21 protein-coding genes are annotated in these 21,739 nt (G+C 63.5%); 14 read left to right on the top strand and 7 right to left on the bottom strand.

The annotated features are described in order from the left end of the window. Nucleotides 1–113 precede the first annotated feature (113 nt). From V6657_RS10935 to V6657_RS10925, 3 genes are all read left to right on the top strand, one after another. Entirely contained in the window at nt 114–1,523 is a 1,410-nt protein-coding gene (locus V6657_RS10935) for a sodium:proton antiporter (RefSeq protein ID WP_048931775.1), read from the top strand. A gap of 142 nt (nt 1,524–1,665) precedes the next feature. Beyond that, nucleotides 1,666–2,670 carry a D-glycerate dehydrogenase gene (locus V6657_RS10930; RefSeq protein WP_048931776.1) on the top strand — a complete coding sequence of 335 codons (1,005 nt, stop codon included), beginning with the start codon at nt 1,666–1,668 and terminating at the stop codon, nt 2,668–2,670. A 17-nt stretch (nt 2,671–2,687) separates the two neighbouring features. Continuing rightward, nucleotides 2,688–4,160, top strand: coding sequence for a DNA recombination protein RmuC (locus V6657_RS10925; protein ID WP_048931777.1), 1,473 nt, complete (start codon nt 2,688–2,690; stop codon nt 4,158–4,160). Nucleotides 4,161–4,229: 69 nt separating this feature from the next. On the opposite strand, the gene V6657_RS10920 is transcribed toward V6657_RS10925, so the two are convergent. The 5 genes from V6657_RS10920 to V6657_RS10900 form a co-directional block, all read right to left on the bottom strand. After that, the gene (locus tag V6657_RS10920) at nt 4,230–4,508 is read right to left on the bottom strand and encodes a membrane protein (protein WP_021195388.1); all 279 of its coding nucleotides are present in this window, start codon (nt 4,506–4,508) and stop codon (nt 4,230–4,232) included. 203 nt (nt 4,509–4,711) lie between these two features. Next, on the bottom strand, nt 4,712–5,992 hold the full coding sequence (gene glp, locus V6657_RS10915; RefSeq protein WP_048931778.1) for a gephyrin-like molybdotransferase Glp: 1,281 nt from the start codon (nt 5,990–5,992) through the stop codon (nt 4,712–4,714). A gap of 26 nt (nt 5,993–6,018) precedes the next feature. Then, the gene (gene mobA / locus V6657_RS10910) at nt 6,019–6,633 is read right to left on the bottom strand and encodes a molybdenum cofactor guanylyltransferase MobA (protein ID WP_048931779.1); all 615 of its coding nucleotides are present in this window, start codon (nt 6,631–6,633) and stop codon (nt 6,019–6,021) included. Nucleotides 6,634–6,651: 18 nt separating this feature from the next. Further along, a complete protein-coding gene (moaA, locus tag V6657_RS10905; protein ID WP_048931780.1) occupies nt 6,652–7,782 on the bottom strand; it encodes a GTP 3',8-cyclase MoaA in 1,131 nt (376 codons plus the stop codon). 181 nt (nt 7,783–7,963) lie between these two features. Beyond that, on the bottom strand, nt 7,964–10,993 hold the full coding sequence (locus V6657_RS10900; RefSeq protein WP_048931781.1) for an Rne/Rng family ribonuclease: 3,030 nt from the start codon (nt 10,991–10,993) through the stop codon (nt 7,964–7,966). Nucleotides 10,994–11,721: 728 nt separating this feature from the next. On the opposite strand from V6657_RS10900, the gene V6657_RS10895 reads away from it, so the two are divergent. Genes V6657_RS10895 through V6657_RS10880 form a run of 4 tightly spaced genes read left to right on the top strand, consistent with a single transcriptional unit; the run spans nt 11,722 to nt 14,933 of the window. Beyond that, the gene (locus V6657_RS10895; RefSeq protein WP_048931782.1) at nt 11,722–12,750 is read left to right on the top strand and encodes an RluA family pseudouridine synthase; all 1,029 of its coding nucleotides are present in this window, start codon (nt 11,722–11,724) and stop codon (nt 12,748–12,750) included. Continuing rightward, the gene (locus tag V6657_RS10890; RefSeq protein WP_048931783.1) at nt 12,731–13,390 is read left to right on the top strand and encodes an HAD-IA family hydrolase; all 660 of its coding nucleotides are present in this window, start codon (nt 12,731–12,733) and stop codon (nt 13,388–13,390) included. Before V6657_RS10895 ends, V6657_RS10890 begins: the two co-directional genes overlap by 20 nt. Then, on the top strand, nt 13,383–13,784 hold the full coding sequence (locus V6657_RS10885) for a Rieske (2Fe-2S) protein (protein WP_048931784.1): 402 nt from the start codon (nt 13,383–13,385) through the stop codon (nt 13,782–13,784). The genes V6657_RS10890 and V6657_RS10885 overlap by 8 nt, the downstream gene beginning before the upstream one ends. 48 nt (nt 13,785–13,832) lie before the next feature. Further along, a complete protein-coding gene (locus V6657_RS10880) occupies nt 13,833–14,933 on the top strand; it encodes a S49 family peptidase (protein WP_048931785.1) in 1,101 nt (366 codons plus the stop codon). Here the strand turns inward: V6657_RS10880 and V6657_RS10875 are convergent, their stop codons facing one another. Together V6657_RS10875 and V6657_RS10870 are read right to left on the bottom strand one after the other, a co-directional pair. After that, complete coding sequence (locus V6657_RS10875) at nt 14,934–15,665, bottom strand: SAM-dependent methyltransferase (RefSeq protein ID WP_048931786.1); 732 nt, start codon at nt 15,663–15,665, stop codon at nt 14,934–14,936. Between the two features lie 3 nt (nt 15,666–15,668). Further along, nucleotides 15,669–16,265: a Maf-like protein gene (locus V6657_RS10870; RefSeq protein ID WP_021195378.1), complete on the bottom strand. Its 597-nt coding sequence runs from the start codon at nt 16,263–16,265 to the stop codon at nt 15,669–15,671. A 220-nt stretch (nt 16,266–16,485) separates the two neighbouring features. Between V6657_RS10870 and V6657_RS10865 the strand changes: the two genes are divergently transcribed. From V6657_RS10865 to acpP, 7 genes are all read left to right on the top strand, one after another. Then, the gene (locus V6657_RS10865) at nt 16,486–17,022 is read left to right on the top strand and encodes a YceD family protein (protein WP_048931787.1); all 537 of its coding nucleotides are present in this window, start codon (nt 16,486–16,488) and stop codon (nt 17,020–17,022) included. 115 nt (nt 17,023–17,137) lie between these two features. After that, nucleotides 17,138–17,317, top strand: a complete 180-nt coding sequence (gene rpmF, locus V6657_RS10860) for a 50S ribosomal protein L32 (RefSeq protein ID WP_003268823.1) — start codon at nt 17,138–17,140, stop codon at nt 17,315–17,317. Between the two features lie 188 nt (nt 17,318–17,505). Further along, nucleotides 17,506–18,567 (top strand): phosphate acyltransferase PlsX, encoded by a 1,062-nt coding sequence (gene plsX, locus V6657_RS10855; RefSeq protein ID WP_048931788.1) that lies wholly within the window; start codon nt 17,506–17,508, stop codon nt 18,565–18,567. A 37-nt stretch (nt 18,568–18,604) separates the two neighbouring features. Next, the gene (locus V6657_RS10850) at nt 18,605–19,585 is read left to right on the top strand and encodes a beta-ketoacyl-ACP synthase III (protein ID WP_048931789.1); all 981 of its coding nucleotides are present in this window, start codon (nt 18,605–18,607) and stop codon (nt 19,583–19,585) included. A gap of 32 nt (nt 19,586–19,617) precedes the next feature. Then, on the top strand, nt 19,618–20,547 hold the full coding sequence (gene fabD, locus V6657_RS10845; RefSeq protein WP_048931790.1) for an ACP S-malonyltransferase: 930 nt from the start codon (nt 19,618–19,620) through the stop codon (nt 20,545–20,547). 14 nt (nt 20,548–20,561) lie between these two features. Next, nucleotides 20,562–21,311 (top strand): 3-oxoacyl-ACP reductase FabG, encoded by a 750-nt coding sequence (gene fabG / locus V6657_RS10840; protein WP_048931791.1) that lies wholly within the window; start codon nt 20,562–20,564, stop codon nt 21,309–21,311. A 186-nt stretch (nt 21,312–21,497) separates the two neighbouring features. Further along, entirely contained in the window at nt 21,498–21,737 is a 240-nt protein-coding gene (gene acpP, locus V6657_RS10835) for an acyl carrier protein (RefSeq protein ID WP_021195372.1), read from the top strand. The last annotated feature ends 2 nt before the right edge of the window (nt 21,738–21,739 follow it).

The raw sequence follows: 21,739 nt of genomic DNA, 5'->3' as shown, positions 1-21,739 counted from the left end.
GTCAAACATGTGTGTACGTTTCATCGGGTAACGGGCCCTAGGCGTTTACACTGGCGTCTTTGTTCATGTGGCGTGTGGCTTTGCGGCACGCCAATGCTTAGGAGAACGTCTACGTGAAACGCCTCTGGCCCCTTGTCTTCCTGTTTTCCTGTGGCCTGGCGCGTGCCGCCGACGTGAATGGTGCCGACTTGTCGCTCTGGTGGGGCGCGCCGTTTGCCGGCATCTTGCTGTCGATTGCCATTGCACCGCTGGTGGCGCCCAAGCTTTGGCACGACCACTACGGCAAGATTGCGGCAGCCTGGGCGCTGGCGTTCCTGGTGCCGTTCGGCATCGGCTTTGGCGGTGAGTCTGCCGTTGCCTCCGTCATCCATGCCGCGCTTGCGGAGTACGTCCCGTTCATCGCGCTGATCGCCGCACTGTACGTAGTGGCCGGCGGTATCTGCATTCGCGGCAATATCCATGGCACCCCAAAACTGAATACGGGCCTCATCGGGCTGGGCACGGTTCTCGCCAGCATCATGGGCACGACCGGGGCGGCCATGCTGCTGATCCGGCCGCTGCTGCGCGCCAACGAGGCTCGCCGGCACCGTGCGCACGTCGTCGTGTTCTTTATCTTTCTGGTGGCCAACGCGGGCGGGGCGCTGACGCCGCTGGGCGATCCGCCGCTGTTCCTCGGCTTCCTGCAGGGCGTCGATTTTTTCTGGACCGCCAAGTACCTCTGGCGCGAGACGCTGATGATGTGGGTGCTGCTGCTGGCAATCTTCTTCGCGGTCGACAGCTACTTCTATCACACGGGCAAGGAAGAACTGCCCAACATCACCGATGCCACGCCAGATGACGCCGGTCCGCTGCGCTTCGAGGGCAACGTCAATTTCATCCTCTTGGCCGGCATTCTGGGGCTCGTGCTGATGAGCGGGCTGTGGAAGCCCGGCATCGTCTTCCACGTGATGGGCACCGAGGTGCTGCTGCAGAACGTGGTGCGTGACATCGGCCTGGTCTGCATCGCCTTGCTCTCACTGTGGCTCACGCCTGGCAGCGCGCGCGCCGGCAACGAATTCAACTGGGAGCCGATCCTGGAAGTCGCCAAGCTGTTCGCCGGTATCTTCATCACGATCGGGCCGGTCATTGCCATGCTCAAGGCGGGCGTGGATGGTCCGTTCGCGATGATCGTCCGTCTTGTGAACGACAGCGCCGGGCAGCCGAACAATGCGATGTACTTCTGGGCGACGGGGCTGCTGTCGTCCTTCCTCGACAACGCGCCGACGTATCTGGTGTTCTTCAACACCGCCGGTGGCGACGCCAAGATGCTGATGACCGAGGGCGCCTCCACGCTGGCGGCCATTTCGGCGGCGGCCGTGTTCATGGGCGCGAATACCTACATCGGCAATGCCCCCAACCTGATGGTCAAGGCCATTGCTGAAAGCCGTGGCCTGCAGATGCCGAGCTTCTTTGGCTACATGTTGTGGTCGGTGGGCATTCTGGTGCCGATCTTTGTGCTGATGACCTTCGTCTTCTTCCGCTAGAGATGCACTGCAAACCTACTGCGCGGTCCGATCTTGGCCCTGTGATGCTCACCGTACGCGTGTACGGTTGCGCGTCTCGGACCAACCTCGGACCGCTCGCTACGGTTTCCAGAGCATCTCAAATTCAGTGAGTGTGGAGCGTATGAAACCCGGAATCCTTGTCACCCGCGCAATGTTTCCCGAAGTACTGGAGCGCCTGCGCGAAACCTTCGACGTGATCGACAATCAGGCGGACGTCGTCTATCCGCCCGAAGCCCTGGCCGAGCGCTTGCAGGGCCGCGTGGGGTTGCTGTCCAACGCCGCAGACACCATCAACGCCGAGTTGATCAGCCGCGTACCGACGCTGCGCGCGGTGTGCAACATGGCGGTCGGCTACAACAACTTCGATCTGCCGGCGATGACGCGCGCGGGCATCCTTGCGACCAACACGCCGGACATCCTGACCGAGACGACAGCGGATTTTGGTTGGGCCCTGCTGATGGCCGCCGCCCGCCGCGTGCCGGAGTCCGAGCACTGGTTGCGTGCGGGGCATTGGAAGCGCTGGACGTACGACATGTTCCTCGGTGCCGAGGTGTACGGCAGCACGCTGGGCATTCTTGGCATGGGCCGCATCGGGCAGGCTTTGGCGCGGCGCGCGAGCGGCTTCTCGATGCGCGTGATCTATCACAACCGCAGCCGGCTCGCGCCCGAGATCGAGCAGGACACACGTGCCACGTACGTCAGCAAGGAGGACCTGCTGAAGCAGGCCGATCATCTCGTGCTGGTGCTGCCGTATTCCAAGGAAAGCCACCACGCCATCGGTGCGGCCGAGCTGGCGCAGATGAAGCCGACCGCCACGCTGGTCAACCTCGCGCGCGGTGGCATCGTCGACGATGCTGCGCTGGCGCAGGCACTGGCTGACAAGCGCATCTTCGCGGCCGGTCTCGATGTGTACGAAGGCGAGCCGAAGGTACATCCGGCGCTGCTGGAGGCCGAGCATGTCGCGCTCACGCCGCACATTGCCAGCGCCACGTTGGGCACGCGCCTGGGCATGGCCAACATGGCCGCCGACAACCTGATTGCCGCACTCGGTTTCGGCCCGCGCGCGGGCCAACCGCCCAACTTGTTGAACCCTGACGCGCTGGCCGTGCCGCGCGCCGCTTCCTGATCGAACCGAACGCCCCTATGGATTGGTTGGCTTTACTGACGTTGTTTGGCATGGCCATCGTGGCCGTGCTGTGTGTGCTGACCTGGCGAGGCGTCTCGCGCCCGGCGGCAAATGATGTGTCGCCATTGCTTGCTGCGCTGCGCGATGAACTTGCGCGCGGCAACGAACGCATCGAGCGTGAACTGCGCGGCGAGATTGCTGAGACGGCACGCATCGGCCGCAGCGATGTGACGCAACAGCTGGGGCAGTTCCAGCAGGTGCTGGCGACGCAGCTCACCAGCGTCGCCACGTTGCAGAACAACCAGATCGACACATTCGCCCAGCAGCTCACCAAGCTGACGGAGACGAACACCCAGCAGCTTGAAGCCGTGCGCCAGAGCCTGCAGCAACAGGCCCAGCAGGCTCGCGAAGAGCAGGGCAATGCGCTGCGCCGCTTTGGCGAAGCGATGCAGCAGCAGCTCGCCCAACTGGGCGAGGGCAACGAACGCCGGCTGGCGGAGGTGCGCGCCACGCTGGAGCAGAAGCTCAAGGACATCGAGGCCAATAACGCGACCAAGCTCGACGAGATGCGCCGCACCGTCGACGAAAAGCTGCACGCCACGCTGGAGCAGCGCCTGGGTGAATCGTTCAAGCTGGTGTCGGACCGTCTGGAGCAGGTGCATCGCGGCCTGGGCGAAATGCAGGCGCTGGCACAAGGCGTGGGCGATCTGAAGAAGGTGCTGACCAACGTGAAGACGCGCGGCACCTGGGGCGAAGTCCAGTTGGAAATGCTGCTGGAGCAGATGCTTACGCCCGAGCAATACGACAAGAACGTCGAAACCGTGCGTGGCACCGGCGCACGCGTGGAATTCGCCATCCGCCTGCCCGGCAAGACCGATGCGGATCGTGACGCCACGGTCTGGCTGCCCATCGACGCCAAGTTCCCGAAGGAGCAGTACGAGCGTCTGCTCGATGCGCAGGAACGCGCCGACGCAGAAGCGGCCACTGCCGCCAGCCGCGAACTGGAGGTGGCGGTACGCAGGGAAGCGCAGACCATCCACGAGAAGTACATTGCACCGCCGGCTACGACGGATTTCGCGATTCTCTTCCTGCCGACCGAAGGTCTCTACGCTGAGGTGCTGCGCCGTCCGGGCCTGACGGATGAACTGCAGCGCAAGTTCCGCGTGACGGTGGCGGGGCCGACCACACTCACGGCCATCCTCAACAGTCTGCAGATGGGTTTCCGCACGCTGGCGCTGGAGAAGCGTTCCAGCGAGGTCTGGCAGGTGCTGGGTGCGGTGAAGAGCGAGTTCGGCAAGTTCGGCGATGTGCTGGCCGCGACCAAGAAGACGCTGGAGCGCGCAGTCAGCAACATCGAACAGGCCGAGGTGCGTACGCGCCAGATGAATCGCAAGCTCAAGGCGGTGGAAGCGCTGCCGAGCGATTCTGCACAGAACGTACTGGGTTTGGAGTCGGCCGTGCCATCGGACGACGAGGCCGAGGCGGAGTAGCCAGCGGCATCAGCAAAAGCAAAGGGGCGGAAATTTCCGCCCCTTCTTTTTGATCTGTAGGTGCCTGGATCAGGCTTCTTCTGGCACGTCGCGCAGCGCGATCTCGATGCCGCCAAAGCGTGCGGCCACCCAGTTGTAGGCGTGGCAGCCGAGCCAAAGCGCACCAAAACCGATCAGCGCGTTGAGTAGCAAGCCGCTCAGAATGGCGATTGCCGGGAGCTCACCCGTGCGGACAAAGCCGGTAAAGAACACCAGCCCGACGATCGGGAGCGAGAAACACAGGTACACCAGCACCAACGCACGCGCGGTGTGGGCGGGGTGGAGGTAGACAATCTCCCTTTTCATCATGGCGTCACGCAAACTCTAAACATTCAAACTGGCGCAAAGTGTAGCGAATCGACCGACGCGCCGATACCCGCGCCCTGAGGGTGACGCAAAAAACCGACAATATGCCGCATTGCTTCCAGCGGGAGGCGCCGTGAGCGCCACGCTCGCACTGGGATGGGGCTTGCTTGCAACGACAACAGGCCAGACGGCATAGGTCCCAAGTCTCAGATCAGCCCGTCGAACAGCAGGATCTGTACGGCATCCCCCGCGTTCACTTGGTCCTGCTCGTGTGCGAGCACCACGAAGCAGTTCGCTTCGCTCATGGACCGCAGCACGCCCGAGCCTTGCTGACCGGTCAGGCGCACTTCGAGCTGACCGCGATCGTTCAATGCCGCGATGGCGCGCTGATACTCCGTGCGGCCGGGGCGCTTGCGGATCGGCGCTACGCTCACGGCGGGCACCAGCGGCGTGCCCGATTCCGTTGCACCCATCATGCGCAGCAAGGCGCCGCGCACGAAGTGATAGAACGTCACCATGACCGCCACCGGGTTGCCCGGCAGACCAAACAGGAAGGCGCTGCGGCCGTTGGAGTGAATACGCCCGAAGGCCATCGGCCGGCCTGGGCGCATGGCGATCTTCCAGAACGTGACGTCGCCGAGCTTGGCCATCATCTGCTTGGTGAAATCGGCCTCGCCGACGGACACGCCGCCTGAGGTGATGATCGCGTCGGCGTTCTCGGTGGCAGTGCGGAAGGCGGTTTCCAGTGCAGCCGGGTCATCGCGTACGACGCCCATGTCGATCAGCTCCACACCCAGGCGCGAAAGCATGCCGTGCAGCGTGTAGCGGTTCGAGTCGTACACGCAGCCGGCGTCGAGTGGTTCACCGATGGAACGCAGCTCGTCGCCGGTGGAGAAGAACGCCACGCGCAGCTTGCGGCGCACGGCCACTTCGGCAATACCCAGTGAGGCAAGCAAACCGATATCTGCTGGACGGAGGATGCGGCCGGCCGCCAGCGCTGCGCTGCCCCGGGCGAGGTCTTCGCCACGCAGTCGGCGGTTGTCGCCGGTACGCACGGCGTCGCGGGCAAAGCGGACGGAGCTTGCGTCGCCCTGCGTGAATTCCTGCGGGATCACCGTATCGCAGCCGGCGGGCATGACGGCGCCGGTCATGACGCGCACGGCCTCGCCCGCGCCTGGGGCGCCATCGAATGCAACGCCAGCGTACGCCGTGCCGATCACGCGCAACGACACGTCGCCAGTACCCCGTGAGAGTTCGGTGCTGGCAAAGGCAAAGCCGTCCATCGCCGAGTTGTCATGCGAGGGCACGTCGATGGACGACAGTACGTCTTCGGCCAGCACACGGTCGAGCGCGCTGCGGATTGGCACGCGCGCAAAGCCGCTGATCGGCTGCACGAAGTCGCGCATGATGGCTTGCGCCTGCGCGACCGGCAGCGCGTTCGGATCGTAGTCAGACAGGCAGGAAACGACGGAGGCGAGGGTGGTCATGACGTCGGTGAAGGAGAGGCGGCGCTCTAGCGGCGCTCGGCCAGGTGGTGCAGTTCTTCCAGCGTGTTGATGTTGGCGAAGGCGGCGATGTCGTCGAACAGCACTTCCACCGTCGGGTGGCGCGCGGTCCAGGTTTCGATCTTACGGCCGCCACCTTGCAGGTAGGCGATCAGGTCATCCGCCAGCCGCGCATCGATCAAGCAGAATACCGGCTGCACTTGCTTGCGAGGTTGACTGTGCGCATCTGGCTCCATTGTCACCGGCATGGCGATGCGCGCATTGGCTTGTTCAAGCGCGGCTGAGAGCTTGGCTGCAAGGTCGGTCGGCACGAATGGCGAATCGCACGGTGCGGTCAGCAGATAGCGCGTCTGGCATTGCTCCAGCCCCGCGAGCACCCCAGCCAGTGGCCCGGCAAAATCCGGCACCGAATCCACTACCACCGGCACGCCAAACGACTCGTACGCGGCCAGGTTGCGGTTGGCGTTGATCAGCATGTGATCCACCTGCGGTGACAGGCGCATCAGCGTATGCATCGCCATCGGCGCGCCGCGGAAGGTCTGCAGGCCCTTGTCGACGCCGCCCATGCGGCTGCCCCGGCCGCCGGCCAGGATCAGGCCGGTGATGTCGGATGTCGGAATCATGTGGTTGCCTAAGCGGGCTCAGCCGCCGATGTAGGACATTTCGATGCGTCGGCCTGCCGGATGGCCCTGGCCATCGGCACGCAGTTCGGAGTAGCGATCTGCACGGCCCTGCCAGATGGTGCGGATCGCGTTGGAGAGTTCGAGGTCAGTCGTGCCATTGCGCAACAGAGCGCGCAGGTCAAAGCCTTCGGTCGCAAACAGGCACAGGTACAGCTTGCCTTCGGTCGAGAGCCGCGCGCGTGTGCAATCGTGGCAGAACGCTTGCGTGACGCTGGAGATCACGCCGATCTCGCCCGCGCCATCCACATAGCGCCAGCGCTCGGCCGTCTCGCCGCTGTAGTTGGCCGAAACCGGCTCCAGCGGAAACGCCGCGGACAAGCGCTTGACTACCTCAGCAGACGGTACGACGGAGCCCATCTCCCAGTGGTTGGTCGTGCCCACGTCCATGTATTCGATGAAACGCACGATGATGCCGCTGCCCCGGAAATGGCGCGCCATCGGCACGATCTGGCTGTCATTGTCGTCTTTCTTGACGACCATGTTGACCTTGAGCGGCGCGAGGCCCACCTTCTGCGCGACCTCGATACCGTGCAGTACCTCGCTCACGGCAAAATCAACGTCGTTCATGCGGCGGAAGGCTGCATCGTCGATGGCATCCAGACTGACGGTCACGCGGTTGAGGCCGGCGTCCTTGAGCGACTGCGCCTTGCGTGCCAGCAGGGCACCATTGGTCGTCAGCGTCAGGTCGAGCGGTTTGCCCTCGGCGGTGGTCAGGCGCGCGAGCATCTCGACCAGGCGCTCGATGTCCTTGCGCAGCAGGGGCTCGCCGCCGGTGAGGCGGATCTTCTCGACGCCGTGTTCGATGAACAGGCGAGCCATGCGCTCGATCTCTTCGAACGACAGCAGTTCGGAGTGACGCAGGAAGCGGTAGTCCTTGTCGAACACATCCTTCGGCATGCAGTAGACGCAGCGGAAGTTGCAGCGGTCCGTGACCGAGATACGCAGATCGTGTAGCCGGCGGCCGCGTGTATCCGTCAGCCAGCCCTGTGCCGGGACGAGCGTGTCCGGCACGGTTGGCACCGTGGCGCGATGGTGCTGGCCATCACGTACATCACGCAGATCGTAGAGGGGGATGACGGTTTCGGTCATGGTGTGTTGCGGCGCGTCAATCCACAAAGCAGGGCGATCACGCTGGATACATCTTCGAGTGTAGCGCAGCCCCTGTTTGACGCGGGGAGCACAATTCCGGCCCCGCAAATCGTGCACAGGAAAAAGGGCGGCCGAAGCCGCCCTCAGGCAATGCGCCGACGGTTGCCCGCCGGGTAGATACTTACTGCTGATCAGCACCGCTTGGCGTGCGGCCGGTCTCAACCAGGATCATCGGACCTTGCTGGATCGGCGGCAGCGGCTTGCGCTCACGCGGCACGCGCGGCGGCGTGACGGTGCGGGCAGCCTCTTCCTGCGAGGCTTGCAGCTTTTGCGCATCCGTGTGGACCCACGTCATGCCGACGTTGGTCACCACGCTTTGCAGCGTTTCAACGGACAGCGGCGCAGCCTTGGCGACCGCGCTGACCGGTGCCGGTGCAGCGGCCATCGCAGTTTCGACAGCAGCCTCGGCAGCTTCAATTGCCGGAGCGGCAGCCACCACGGCCGGCTCAGCCGGCTGCATAACAGGCGCGGCGGCGACTGGTGTCACGACTTCAGCCGAAAGCACGGGCTCCTGGACCACCGGGGCCGGCGCCTCGACCGGTGCGAACGAGGCAGTCTGCACCGGCTCGGTCACGGTCGTGTGCGGTGCCGGCTCGGCGGGCTGGTTACCTTCAGGCGCAGCATGCACTTCCGCTTCTGCGATGGCGTTTTCGCTGCCTTCCGCGTCGTCTTCACCTTCAGCGCGTACACCATCAGCGCCTTCACGGTCACGGCGATAGCGGTTGCGGCCACGGCGGCCACGGCGGCGGCGCTCTTCGCCCTCACCGTTGCCTTCTGCGCCCGGCACAACGCCTTCCGCAGTCACAGCTTCCGCCGGAACCGTGGTGTCGAGCAGGGTTTGCGGCACTTGCGGCGCGACTTGCTCGATCAGGCCTTCGGCGGTCACGGCAGCGGCATCCTTGGCTTGCTGATCGCGCTCGCGGTTTTCACGCGGCTCGCGCGGTTCGCGGGTCTCACGACCTTCGCGGCCCTCGCGGGCACCTTCGCGCGGCTGGCGCTCACGGCGTTCCTGGTTGCGCTCGCGGCGGCCTTGGCCCTGATTCTGACCGTCGGCGCGGGCTTCCTGACCTTGCTGCGGCTGGCGGGCCTCAGCGGTTTCGCGTGCGCCGCCTTCGACCTGGGCCGGCTGGCGGTTGCGATCACGGTTGCCGCGTTGGCTGTCACGTTGACCTTCGCGCTGGCCTTGTTGTTGGCCTTCGCGGGCTTCGTTGCGGTCACGGCCTTGGCGGTTGCCTTCACGGCCACCTTGTTGCTGGCCCTGACCCTGGCGTTCGCCACGTTCCGCGCGTTCACCACGCTGGCCACGGCCGCTACGGTCCTGGCGATTGCCACGGCCTTGGCGGTTGCCGTCTTCCGTACGTTGCTTCGGTGCTTCAACCGGCGCTGCAACCACCGGCTCAGCCGGCTTGCCGCCGAACAGCGATTTCAGCCACGAGATGAACCCGCCTTGGGCGGGTACCGGCGCAGCCACTTGCGGAGCAGGGGTGGCTTCGGTGGGAACCGGGCGCTCCGGGCGCGGCACCGACACCGGTGCCGGCTGTTCCGGCGTGATGCCCTTGACGGCGGCTTCCTGGCGCGGCTTGGCAGCTTCCTTGCGGGTGCTGTAGGCGGTGTCGGCTTCCAGTTCCTTGGCGGCCTCTTCGGCCATCTTGTAGCTGGCCTTGGTGTCGTCCAGGCGCGGATCGTCGTGGCGCAGGCGTTCGAGCTTGTAGTGCGGCGTCTCCAGATGCTTGTTCGGGATCAGCAGGACGTTGACCTTGAAGCGCGTCTCGATCAGGTTGATGTCCGGGCGCTTCTCGTTGAGCAGGAACGCAGCCACTTCCACCGGCACCTGGCAGTGGATCGCGGCGGTGTTTTCCTTCATCGCCTCTTCCTGGATGATGCGCAGCACCTGCAGGGCGGACGATTCGGTATCGCGGATGTGACCCGTGCCGTTACAGCGCGGGCAGGTGACGTGCGAGCCTTCCGACAGCGACGGACGCAGGCGCTGGCGCGACAGTTCCATCAGGCCGAAGCGGCTGATCTTGCCCATCTGCACGCGGGCGCGGTCGTGGCGCAGCGCGTCTTTCAGGCGGGTCTCGACGTCCTTCTGAGCCTTGCTCGACTCCATGTCGATGAAGTCGATCACGATCAGGCCGCCCAGGTCGCGCAGGCGGAGCTGGCGGGCGATCTCGTCGGCGGCTTCGAGGTTGGTGCGCGCGGCGGTTTCCTCGATGTCAGCGCCCTTGGTGGCGCGTGCCGAGTTCACGTCGATGGCGACCAGCGCTTCGGTGTGGTCGATCACAATGGCGCCGCCCGAGGGCAGCATCACCATGCGCGAGTACGCCGATTCAATCTGGTGTTCGATCTGGAAGCGCGAGAACAGGGGAACGTCGTCGCGGTACTTCTTCACCCGATTCATGTTGTCGGGCATCACCACGCTCATGAAGGCGCGGGCCTGATCGTAGATATCGTCCGTATCGATCAGGATTTCGCCGATATCCGGCTGGAAGTAATCGCGAATCGCGCGAATCACCAGGCTGGATTCGAGATAGATCAGCAGCGGGGCCTTGTTGTCGACGGCAGCGCCATCGACGGCCTTCCACAGCTGCATCAGGTAGTTCAAGTCCCACTGCAGCTCTTCAGCCGAACGGCCGATGCCGGCGGTGCGGGCGATGATGCTCATGCCGTCCGGCACTTCCAGCTGCGCCATGGTTTCGCGCAGTTCCTGGCGGTCTTCACCCTCGATGCGGCGCGACACGCCGCCGCCACGCGGGTTGTTCGGCATCAGCACCAGGTAGCGGCCGGCCAGCGAGATGAACGTGGTCAGGGCTGCGCCCTTGTTGCCGCGTTCTTCTTTCTCAACCTGGACGATCAGCTCCTGGCCTTCGCGCAGCGCATCCTGGATGCGCGCATTGCGCACGTCCACACCTTCCTTGAAATAGGCGCGGGCGACCTCCTTGAAGGGGAGAAAACCGTGCCGTTCTTCGCCGTAGTTGACGAAGCAGGCTTCCAGCGACGGTTCGATGCGGGTGATGACACCCTTGTAGATATTGCCTTTGCGCTGTTCGCGCCCGGCGGTTTCGATGTCGATGTCGATCAGTTTCTGACCGTCGACAATGGCGACGCGCAATTCTTCTTGCTGCGTCGCATTGAACAACATGCGTTTCATTGCAACCTCACTCCAATGCCGTGCAAGCACGGCGCTTCATGGAGCACGCGAAGGCGGAGCGGGTGGTCAAAGAATTGCCGGAGTGTCGACCGATAAAAAGACGGCGCGACGGGGCACGGGCGAAAGAAATGAGGGCGTCACGGACGGCAGGGCGGAGTTCGCAGACGCGGTTGGCGTCTTGTCGCGCGTCCTGTCACTCGTGCCACGGGCCCAACGCGTTGTGCGGGCGGGCCGGCGGCGGCGAGTCGCGTGAAGCGACCACAAAGAGCGAATAGACGGCGCGGCGTGTCCGGGCGAAACCCGCGGCGGGGCGAATCGGGCGGCGTGCTGCTTGTTGGAGTTTTGCCGCCGGACCGCCATGGCAACGCGGTAACCGGATACTGAGCCGGCCGGCACCAACTGTGGTGCGGCAAGGGCTTCTTTCACCAAGCGGGCGCCGTATGGAGACCATGTGGCGCCCGCTTTTGAATTCTGTTCTACCAGCTGCTCGTTCTACGCTGGCCGATCTTGCCGACGTGATCTTTGGTTCACGTCTTGCGCGATGGGATAGCGGTGCGTGCTGCTTTCGTGCCGATTTGACCGGCCACGTGATTAGCTTTGTAACACAAGTGGGTGGGGAATCGGCACGTTCCGGACGGAAACGGTGGCTGTGTACAATAGCTGTTGTTTCGTCCCGACCGGCTTTGCTGGCGCCTAAACGACTGTCCAGCGAGAAAATTATATTGAAAATGAATGAGTTACGCCATCCATTTGATGGCCGCATTCAAGAAGCCGTGCGCGACGCACTCGACGGAAAATCCGTCGCCTATGTCGAGATCGGCGAGGACGCTGAGGGCCAGCGCATCGACAATTTCCTGATGCGCTTGGCCAAGGGCGTGCCCAAGAGCCATATCTACCGCATCCTGCGCTCCGGCGAGGTGCGGGTGAACAAAGGACGCATCGATGCGGAATATCGCCTCAAACTCGGCGATCTGGTGCGCATTCCGCCGCTTCGGATCGCTCAGCAGGCAGAAGCGCCGCGAGCTGTGCCGGCCGCTGAGTTCACGATCCTCCATGAAGATACGCATCTGTTGGTGATCGATAAGCCGGCCGGCGTGGCTGTGCACGGCGGCTCGGGCGTCGCGTTCGGGGTGATCGAGCAGTTGCGCCAATCGCGCCCGGACGCGAAGTTCCTTGAGCTGGTACACCGTCTGGACCGCGAGACTTCTGGCGTCTTGCTGCTTGCCAAGAAGCGTTCAGCGCTGGTAGCGCTGCACGAGCAGATTCGCGAAGGCCAGCTCGACAAGCGCTATTTCGCTGCCGTGAAGGGCGTCTGGCCGCACAAGCGCCAGCACATCAAATCGCCGCTGCACAAATTCACGACGCCAGAAGGCGAGCGCCGCGTGCGCGTACAGGCCGATGGGCAGCCATCGCACACGATTTTCAATAAGGTCGGCGTATTTGGGCCGTACACCCTGCTTGAGGCGGAGTTGAAAACCGGCCGCACGCACCAGATTCGGGTGCATCTGGCACATGCGGGCTTCCCGATCCTTGGTGATGACAAGTACGGCGATTTCGCACTCAACAAGGCGCTATCGCGTGCAAACGCGTCGCCGCGACTGGGGCGGATGTTCCTGCACGCGCATCGTCTGCAGTTGACGCACCCGCACAGCGGCGAAATCGTCACATTCAACGCGCCGTTGCCGGCCGAGTGCGCCGATTTCCTCAACGCCTTCCAATCTGAGAGTCCCGATCCCGATGCCCCAGCAGCGCTTTGACCTGATCGTCTTCGACTGGGACGGTACCTTGATGGATTCGACGTCGGCCATTACCCGGTCGATCCAGCTTGCGTGCCGGGATCTGGATCTGCCCGTGCCGGATGATGCGCACGCCAGCCACGTAATTGGTCTGGGCTTGCGTGACGCGCTTGAATACGCCGTGCCGACGCTCGACCCGGCAGACTACGGCAAGTTGGCTGAACGTTATCGTTTTCATTACCTCAGCCGCGATTCGCAACTGGTGCTGTTTCCGGGCGTGCGCGAGATGCTCGATGCACTGCGCCGCGAGAATTACCTGCTGGCCGTGGCGACCGGCAAGTCGCGCATCGGCCTGCAGCGTGCGCTGGAGGTCACGGGCCTGACCGGCGTATTCGACAATACGCGCTGCGCTGACGAGACGTTCTCCAAACCGCATCCGGCGATGCTGCTCGAACTCACGCGCGATCTGGGCATGGATGTCGAGCGCACGCTGATGATTGGCGACACCACGCACGACTTGCAGATGGCCGCCAATGCGGGGGCTGCCGGTGTGGCCGTCACATACGGCGCGCACCCTGCCGATGTGCTGCATGCGCTCACGCCGCTGTACTGCGCGCAATCGGTCGCTGATCTGCACCGCTGGCTGGCTGACCATGCCTGAAATGGCCGAGCCGGTTCGCATCTGCGAAAGCACCGCGCTGGAAGATGGCGGTCTGGGCGTGCGTTTCCCCGTGGAAGTGCGTGGGCGTACGGTGAGCGCTTTCGTCGTCCGCTACGCAGGCGGCGTGCATGGTTACCTGAACCAGTGCGCACACGTGCCGATGGAAATGGACTGGCAGGAAGGGCAGTTTTTTGAAAGCTCCGGGCTGTATCTGATGTGCGCGACGCATGGCGCCATCTATGAGCCGGATACCGGTCGCTGTGTTGGCGGGCCGTGCCGAGGCTCGCATCTGTCCAAGCTCGACATTGCCGAGCGCGACGGCGAGGTCTGGTGGCAGCCCGACGCGTTGTTTCGCATGCCGGCGCCCGCACCGGCGCCGATTCCACCGGCATGAAGGTGTCGTCCATCTTCTCGATCTCCTCGAACGTTCTCCACCTCGTCTATGACCGACTCGAATCCGCCGAAATCGCCCGAAGAGGGCGCCGGCAAACCGGAAGCACTGGAAGTCACGCAGCACGCCGAACACCCGCTCGAAGCTGAACTACGCGACCCGGCCGCTGGCAAGCCTGCACCTGTGGCTCCCGCGTCGGCCCAGGCGCAGCCAAGCGGCTGGGAGCGAGAGGTGCTCGAAAAGGTGCTGATGGCGACGGTGCGTGAGCAACGCGCAGCACGCCGCTGGCGCATCTTCTTCCGCTTCGTGTCGCTGGGTATCGTTGGTCTGATTCTCTGGGCGTTCGCAAGCTTCGAGGGCGAGACCGTCAGCACCGGCCGCCACACCGCGGTGGTCAACCTCGATGGCGAGATCGCCGCCAACACGAACGCCAGCGCCGAGAACATCAACGCGTCCCTCGAAGCCGCGTTTGCCGATGACAACACGGTCGGCGTGATCCTCAAGATCAATTCGCCGGGTGGGTCGCCGGTGCAGGCGGGCATGATCAATGACGACATCCGCCGCCTGCGTGCCAAGTACAAGAACATCCCGCTGTACGTGGTGGTGGAGGAGATGTGCGCCTCGGGTGGTTACTACGTGGCCGCGGCGGCTGACAAAATCTATGTCGACAAGGCCAGCATCGTTGGTTCGATCGGCGTGCTGATGGACGGCTTCGGCTTTACCGGCCTGATGGACAAGGTCGGTGTGGAGCGCCGCTTGCTCACGGCTGGCTCGAACAAGGGGATGCTGGACCCGTTCTCGCCGGTGTCGCCGCAGCAGAAGCAGTACGCGCAGGACATGCTCAACGACATCCATCAGCAGTTCATCGACGTGGTCAAGCAAGGTCGTGGCAACCGTCTGAAGGACGATCCGACACTGTTCACGGGCTTGTTCTGGACTGGCTCGAAGGCGATTGAGCTGGGTCTGGCTGATGGGCTTGGTAGTGCGGATTTCGTGGCGCGCAACGTTATCAAGGCGCCGGACGTGGTCGACTACACAGTCAAGGAAAACTTCGCCTCGCGCGTTGCCCGCAAGCTTGGCACGGCGATGGGCGCGGGGGCTGTCAAGGCGCTGGCCGCGACGGGCCAGCTCAAGTTGCTGATGAAGGAATAATCAGCGCGCCAGGAGTGAGAAGATCGCCGGCCGCTTGTGCAAATCCATGCGGTCGGCGCGCCAGTCGCTCACTGGCAGCGTCACCACCTGCTCGCTGGGCAACGTCAGATCCACCGCGATGGAAAGCAGCGTGCCCGGTGCGCAACCGGCCTGGATGGCTTCCAGCAGCGCGCCGTTGCGGTACGGCGTCTCGATAAAAACCTGGGTTTGCCCCGCCGAGCGTGAGAGCTGTTCCAGCGCACGCAGCTTGGTCTTGCGCTCAGTCGCATCCACCGGCAGGTAGCCGTTAAACGCAAAGCTCTGGCCATTCAGGCCGGATGCCATCACCGCCAGCAGAATCGAACTTGGCCCCACCAGCGGCTTCACGCGCACGCCGTGCTGGTGGGCGAGGCGCACGAGGTTGGCGCCCGGATCGGCCACGGCCGGCACACCCGCTTCCGACATCAGCCCCGCGTCTTGCCCGGCAATGACCGGCGCCAGCAGTGCTTTCAGCTCTGAGTCCGGCGTCTTGACGTTGAGTTCGCGGATGGTGATTTCCTGCAGCGGGCGTGCCAGCGGCGTGGTTTCGGCCAGCTTCTTCAGCAGCGCACGCGCCGTCTTGGCGTGCTCGGCGACGAAGTAGTCGAGCCGGGCAGTGATCTGCTGTACGCCCGCGGGAATCACGTCGGGCAGCGGGTCGGCCGCATCGCGCGAGCCGAGCGTATTCGGGATGAGGTAAAGCGTGCCAGCCATGATTTAGGCGAAGAGGGGGTAGTGCACGTTGCGCAGCATGCTGGTCAGTGCGATCAGCGGCAGGCCCACCAGGGCCGTCGGGTCCGACGATTCCACGCGCTCCAGCAGGGCAATGCCCAAGCCTTCGGATTTGGCGCTGCCGGCCACGTCGTACGGGTGTTCCAGATGCAGATAGGCGTCCAGTTCGGCATCGGAGAGGTCGCGGAACGTCGCGAGCGTGCGGACATCCTCACTTTGATGCTGCCCGGTACGGCCGTCGTACAGACACAGCGCCGAGTGGAATGTGACGGTGCGTCCACGCATCCAATGCAGTTGGGCGAGTGCGCGAGCGTGATCGCCGGGCTTGCCGACCTGCTTGCCGTCCAGCGTGGCCACCTGGTCGGAGCCGATCACCAGCGCGCCCGGATAGTCCAACGCCACCTTTTCCGCCTTCTGTCGGGCCAGACGGAGTGCGGTCTGGTCGGGCGATTCGCCGGGTGCAGGGGTCTCGTCAATGTTCGGCACCACGATTTCGAACGGCAGGCGCAGGCGTTCAAGCAATTCCCGCCGATAAGGCGAGCTGGAGCCGAGAATCAGCGGCGGACGCGAGGCAGAAGTCATAAGTGCTTGAAGATGCAGTGGTTTTTGAGCGAAAACCTTTTGACGCCAGAGGTTTTTGTTCGCTATAATCCCGCGTTTCGCGGTTTGGCCGCGCAGTGTCGCAAACCGGGCGCCCAGGCGCAAGATGCCGGAAGGTGTCGGGGTTCGCGCGCAAGGCGGCACAAATCAGGTTTCGCGCACATATCGGCAACAAGCGGCAACGCGTTCAGCGGGTTCGATCATGAATTTTCGATCATTCGATCTTTTCGCGTTCATCCGCAGTGGCGAGCAGGTAAGTGGCACGGTCGCCCTGGCCGATATGCCCCGTCTGCTGGCCGAGCAGGCCGCCGATGCGCCGGCTGATGCCAACAAGCCGTTCCGTTGGCAGATGCAGGGCGCGGTGCGCGAGGAAGCCACCGCGGGTCAGTCGGCCCGCCAGCGTCTTTTCGTTGATCTGGAAGTGGATGGTGCCGTCTGGCTGCAATGCCAGCGTTGCCTGCATGCCTACGAGCAATCGCTGCTGGTGCGTACGCGCCTGGAGGTGATGCGCTCGGAGGAAGAGGCTGACGCAGCGCCGCTGGATGATGACGAGGCAGATGTCATCGTCGGCTCCCGTAACTTCGACCTGATCACGCAGATCGAAGACGAGTTGCTGCTGGCGCTGCCGGTGTCACCGCGTCATGCAGTCTGTCCGGATGAGGTCTTGCCGGAAGCGGTGGAAGCCGAAAAGAAGCCGTCGCCGTTCGCGGTGCTGGCCAATCTGAAGACCAAACATTAGGCGCATGCAGGTTTTGCGTGCGTTGATGGCAGTACGTTTCACACGCCTACCGGAATGGCTACGCTCCGGCTCCGTGTGATGTGATAAAATCGATCAAATTGCTTAGGAGTCAGTCATGGCTGTTCAACAAAACAAGAAGTCGCCGTCCAAGCGCGGCATGCATCGTTCGCACGACTTCCTCACCACGGCCCCGATCGCTGTCGAGCCGACCACGGGTGAAGTCCACCTGCGTCACCACGTGAGCCCGAACGGCTACTATCGTGGCCGCAAGGTTGTGAAGACCAAGAACGACTGATGCGATTTGCCAGTTCTCTGGCAAGCGCGTTGGGTTGGTCTGAACGCACAGGTTCATGATGCAAACAGAAAAGCGGCAAGCCAATTTGCCGCTTTTTTGTTGCGCAGAATTCGGCAAGGCGTGGTCGGGTTTGTGTACCATACGGCGCCTATGCTGAAGCCGCACGTGAAACCGCAACTCAGACTCGCATGACCATCAAGCTTGCCATCGACTGCATGGGTGGCGATCACGGCGTTGGCGTGACGATCCCTGCAGCGATCCAATTTCTCGCCGCACACGAAGACGTCGAAATGCTGCTCGTCGGGCAGCCTGACGTCATTGCGGCGCAGCTCAAACGACTTCACGCCGCCGCGAACCCGCGCATCCACGTCGTCCCCGCCTCTGAGGTGGTGTCGATGGACGATCCGGTCGAGATCGCGCTGCGCAAGAAGAAAGATTCTTCGATGCGCGTGGCCATCAACCAGGTCAAGGAGGGCGCCGCGCAGGCGTGCGTCTCCGCCGGCAATACCGGTGCCCTGATGGCTGTGTCGCGTTACGTTCTCAAAACGCTGGACGGGATTGACCGCCCAGCCATCGCCACCGCCATCCCGAACGAGAAGGGCTCAGGCACCACGGTGCTGGATCTCGGCGCCAACGCAGATTGCGAGCCCGAGCACCTTTTGCAGTTCGCGCAAATGGCCTCGGCAATGGTGTCGGTGGTCGAGCAGAAGCCGCGCCCGACGGTGGGCCTGCTCAACATCGGCGAAGAAGTCATCAAGGGCAACGAGGTCGTCAAGCAGGCGGGTGAGCTGCTGCGCGCTTCCGATCTCAACTTCTTCGGCAACGTTGAAGGCAACGACATCTTCAAGGGCACCACGGACATCGTCGTCTGCGACGGCTTTGTCGGCAACGTGGCGCTCAAGAGCACAGAAGGCCTCGCCAAGATGATCGGCGAGATGCTGCGCGAAGAATTCAGCCGCTCGTGGTTCACCAAGCTGCTCGCGGTGGTGGCGCTGCCCGTGCTTTCGCGTTTCAAACGCCGTGTTGACCATCGGCGCTACAATGGCGCCGCGCTGCTCGGCCTGCGGGGTCTTGTCATCAAGAGCCACGGCTCGGCCGATGCCTATGCGTTTGAATGGGCGATCAAACGCGCCTACGACGCAGCGGCCAACGGCGTGATCGCCCGCATTGCGCAGGCGTTCGAATCGCATCACGACGCAGCGGGCGCTGCGCCGGTCTCCACTTCCACTCCGGCCGCCGACGCCGCTTGAGCGCGTTGCCCCCGAGTCAGCATTCACCCCACCGCACATGACACGTTACGCAAGGATCATCGGCACGGGCAGCTACCTGCCGCCCAAGCGGGTCACCAATCAAGAACTGGCTGCACAACTGGCCGAAAAGGGCATCGAGACGAGCGACGAATGGATCGTCACGCGCAGCGGCATTCGCGCGCGCCACTTTGCCGAGCCCGATGTCACGTGTAGCGATCTCGCCGTCAAGGCGGCCGAACGCGCGATTGAGTCCGCTGGTATTGACCGCTCTGAGATCGACCTGATCCTGGTGGCGACGTCCACGCCGGATTTCGTTTTCCCGAGCACGGCTTGCCTCGTGCAGCAGAAACTGGGCATTACCAACGGTTGTGCGGCGTTTGACGTGCAGGCCGTGTGCTCCGGCTTCGTCTACGCGCTGTCGACGGCCGACAACTTCATTCGCTCGGGCGCATACCGCAACGTGCTGGTGATCGGTTCGGAAGTCTTCTCGCGCATCATCGACTTCAATGACCGCACGACTTGCGTGCTGTTCGGCGATGGTGCTGGTGCCGTGGTGCTGCAGGCTTCCGATGAGCCAGGCATCCTGTCGACGGCCCTGCATGCCGACGGCAGCCACGCCAACATTCTGTGCGTGCCCGGCAATGTGGCTGCGGGCGCGATCCAAGGCAGCGCTTTCCTGTACATGGATGGCCAGGCCGTCTTCAAGTTGGCCGTGACAGTGCTCGACAAGGTGGCGCGTGAGGCGCTGGCCAAGGCTGAGATGGAGGCCTCGCAGGTCGACTGGCTGATCCCGCATCAAGCCAACATCCGCATCATGCAGGGCACGACCAAGAAGCTGGGGCTGTCGAACGAGCGCCTGATCGTCACCGTTGATGAGCATGGCAATACGTCGGCCGCCTCGATTCCGCTGGCGCTCGATGTTGCCGTGCGTGACGGTCGCATTCAGCGTGGTCAGCACGTGATGCTCGAAGGCGTGGGCGGCGGCTTTACGTGGGGCGCGGCACTGCTGCGCTTCTGATTGACGAATTTCCAGAACGAACAATACGAGCCATGACATTCGCTTTCGTCTTTCCCGGCCAGGGTTCGCAATCGGTCGGCATGCTCAACGCGTTTGCCGATCATCCGGCTGTGGCGGCCACGCTGGCCGAAGCCTCGGATGCGCTGGGTCAGGACATCGGCAAGCTGATCGCCGAAGGTCCGGCTGAAGAGTTGAACCTGACCACTAACACGCAACCGGTCATGCTGACGGCTGCGGTGGCGGTCTATCGCGCATGGCAGGCGGCAGGTGGTCCGACGCCGACCGTCGTGGCCGGCCACAGCCTTGGCGAGTACTCGGCGCTGGTCGCTGCTGGTGCGATCGCCTTCAAGGATGCTGTGCCGCTGGTGCGTTTTCGCGCCAAAGCGATGCAGGAAGCTGTGCCGGTGGGTGAGGGTGGCATGGCTGCCATCCTAGGCTTGTCGGACGACGATGTGCGCGCTGCATGCGCCGAGGCATCGGTTGCGGGCGTGGTGGAAGCCGTGAACTTCAACGCGCCGGCCCAAGTGGTGATCGCGGGTGCCAAAGCCGCTGTCGAGAAGGCCTGCGAGATCGCCAAGGCCAAGGGTGCTAAGCGCGCACTGCCGCTGCCGGTGTCGGCGCCGTTTCACTCGTCGTTACTCAAGCCGGCGTCGGATCGTCTGCGCGAATATCTCGCCAACGTAACGATCAATGCGCCAATCGTTCCCGTCATCAACAACGTGGACGTGGCAGTCGTGAACGATCCGGCAGCTATCAAGGATGCGTTGGTGCGCCAGGCCGCGTCGCCGGTGCGCTGGGTCGAGACCGTGCAGAAGATGAAGGCTGACGGTATCACCCGCGTGGTCGAGTGCGGCCCGGGCAAGGTGCTGGCGGGCCTCGTGAAGCGTATCGACGGCGAGATCATCGGCGATGCGATCTTCGATCCGGCTTCGCTTGAGGCTGTGCTGGGCCAACTCAAATAATCAACGGGATTCGTATGACCCAAGCATTGAACAACCAAGTCGCGCTCGTTACCGGCGCTTCGCGCGGCATCGGCCGTGCTATCGCGCTGGAACTGGCACGCCAGGGCGCGACGGTGGTCGGTACGGCAACGTCGGACGCTGGTGCGCAAGCCATCACGGCCTACTTTGCAGAGGCCGGCGTGAAGGGTGTGGGCGTGGTGCTCAACGTGAATGATGCTGCGCGCTGCGAAGCCGTCGTCGACGAGACCATCAAAACGCATGGCAGCCTGAACATTCTGGTCAACAATGCCGGCATCACGCAGGACAACCTGGCGATGCGCATGAAGGACGAGGAGTGGGTGTCGGTGATCGACACGAACCTCTCCGCTGTGTTCCGCTTGTCGCGCGCCGTGCTGCGCCCGATGATGAAGGCGCGCGGTGGTCGCATCATCAACATCACCTCGGTGGTAGGCTCTGCGGGCAACCCTGGTCAGGCCAACTACGCCGCTGCCAAGGCTGGCGTGGAAGGCATGGCGCGTGCGCTGGCTCGCGAAATCGGCAGCCGCAACATCACGGTCAACTGCATCGCACCGGGCTTTATCGATACCGACATGACCAAGGTTCTGTCGGAAGAGCAACATACCGCGCTGAAGGCGCAGATTCCGCTGGGCCGTCTGGGTGCGCCGGAAGACATCGCCAGCGCGGTTGCCTTTCTGGCGTCACCGGCAGCGGGCTACATTACGGGCTCGACGCTGCACGTCAACGGCGGCATGTACATGGGATAAGGAAGCCGTCCCGGCGGCGATTGTGCGGGGTCTTGCGCATGCGCAGAATCCTGTGAAATCGCTGAATTAACAGGCTTTTAGCATCATATTGGGCGCAGTTTTTGCAAGGATTCAGGCGCGGTTTTTCGCCGCGCAAACCTGCTAGAATGCGCGCACTTTTTGTCGAATACTTCCCTGGAGGGTTAAATGGACAACATCGAAGCACGCGTCAAGAAGATCGTCGCTGAACAACTCGGCGTCGCTGAAGGCGACATCAAGAACGAATCGTCGTTCGTGAACGATCTGGGCGCGGATTCGCTCGATACGGTTGAGCTGGTGATGGCTCTGGAAGACGAGTTCGGTATGGAAATCCCGGACGAGGAAGCCGAGAAGATCACCACGGTGCAACAAGCTATCGACTACGCGACCGCCCACGTCAAGGCGTAAGC

It is taken from the genome of Ralstonia sp. RRA, assembly GCF_037023145.1.
Classification (GTDB): domain Bacteria; phylum Pseudomonadota; class Gammaproteobacteria; order Burkholderiales; family Burkholderiaceae; genus Ralstonia.
The sequence above is the reverse complement of the archived record's forward strand: the minus strand, read 5'-3'. Positions and strand labels throughout refer to the sequence as shown.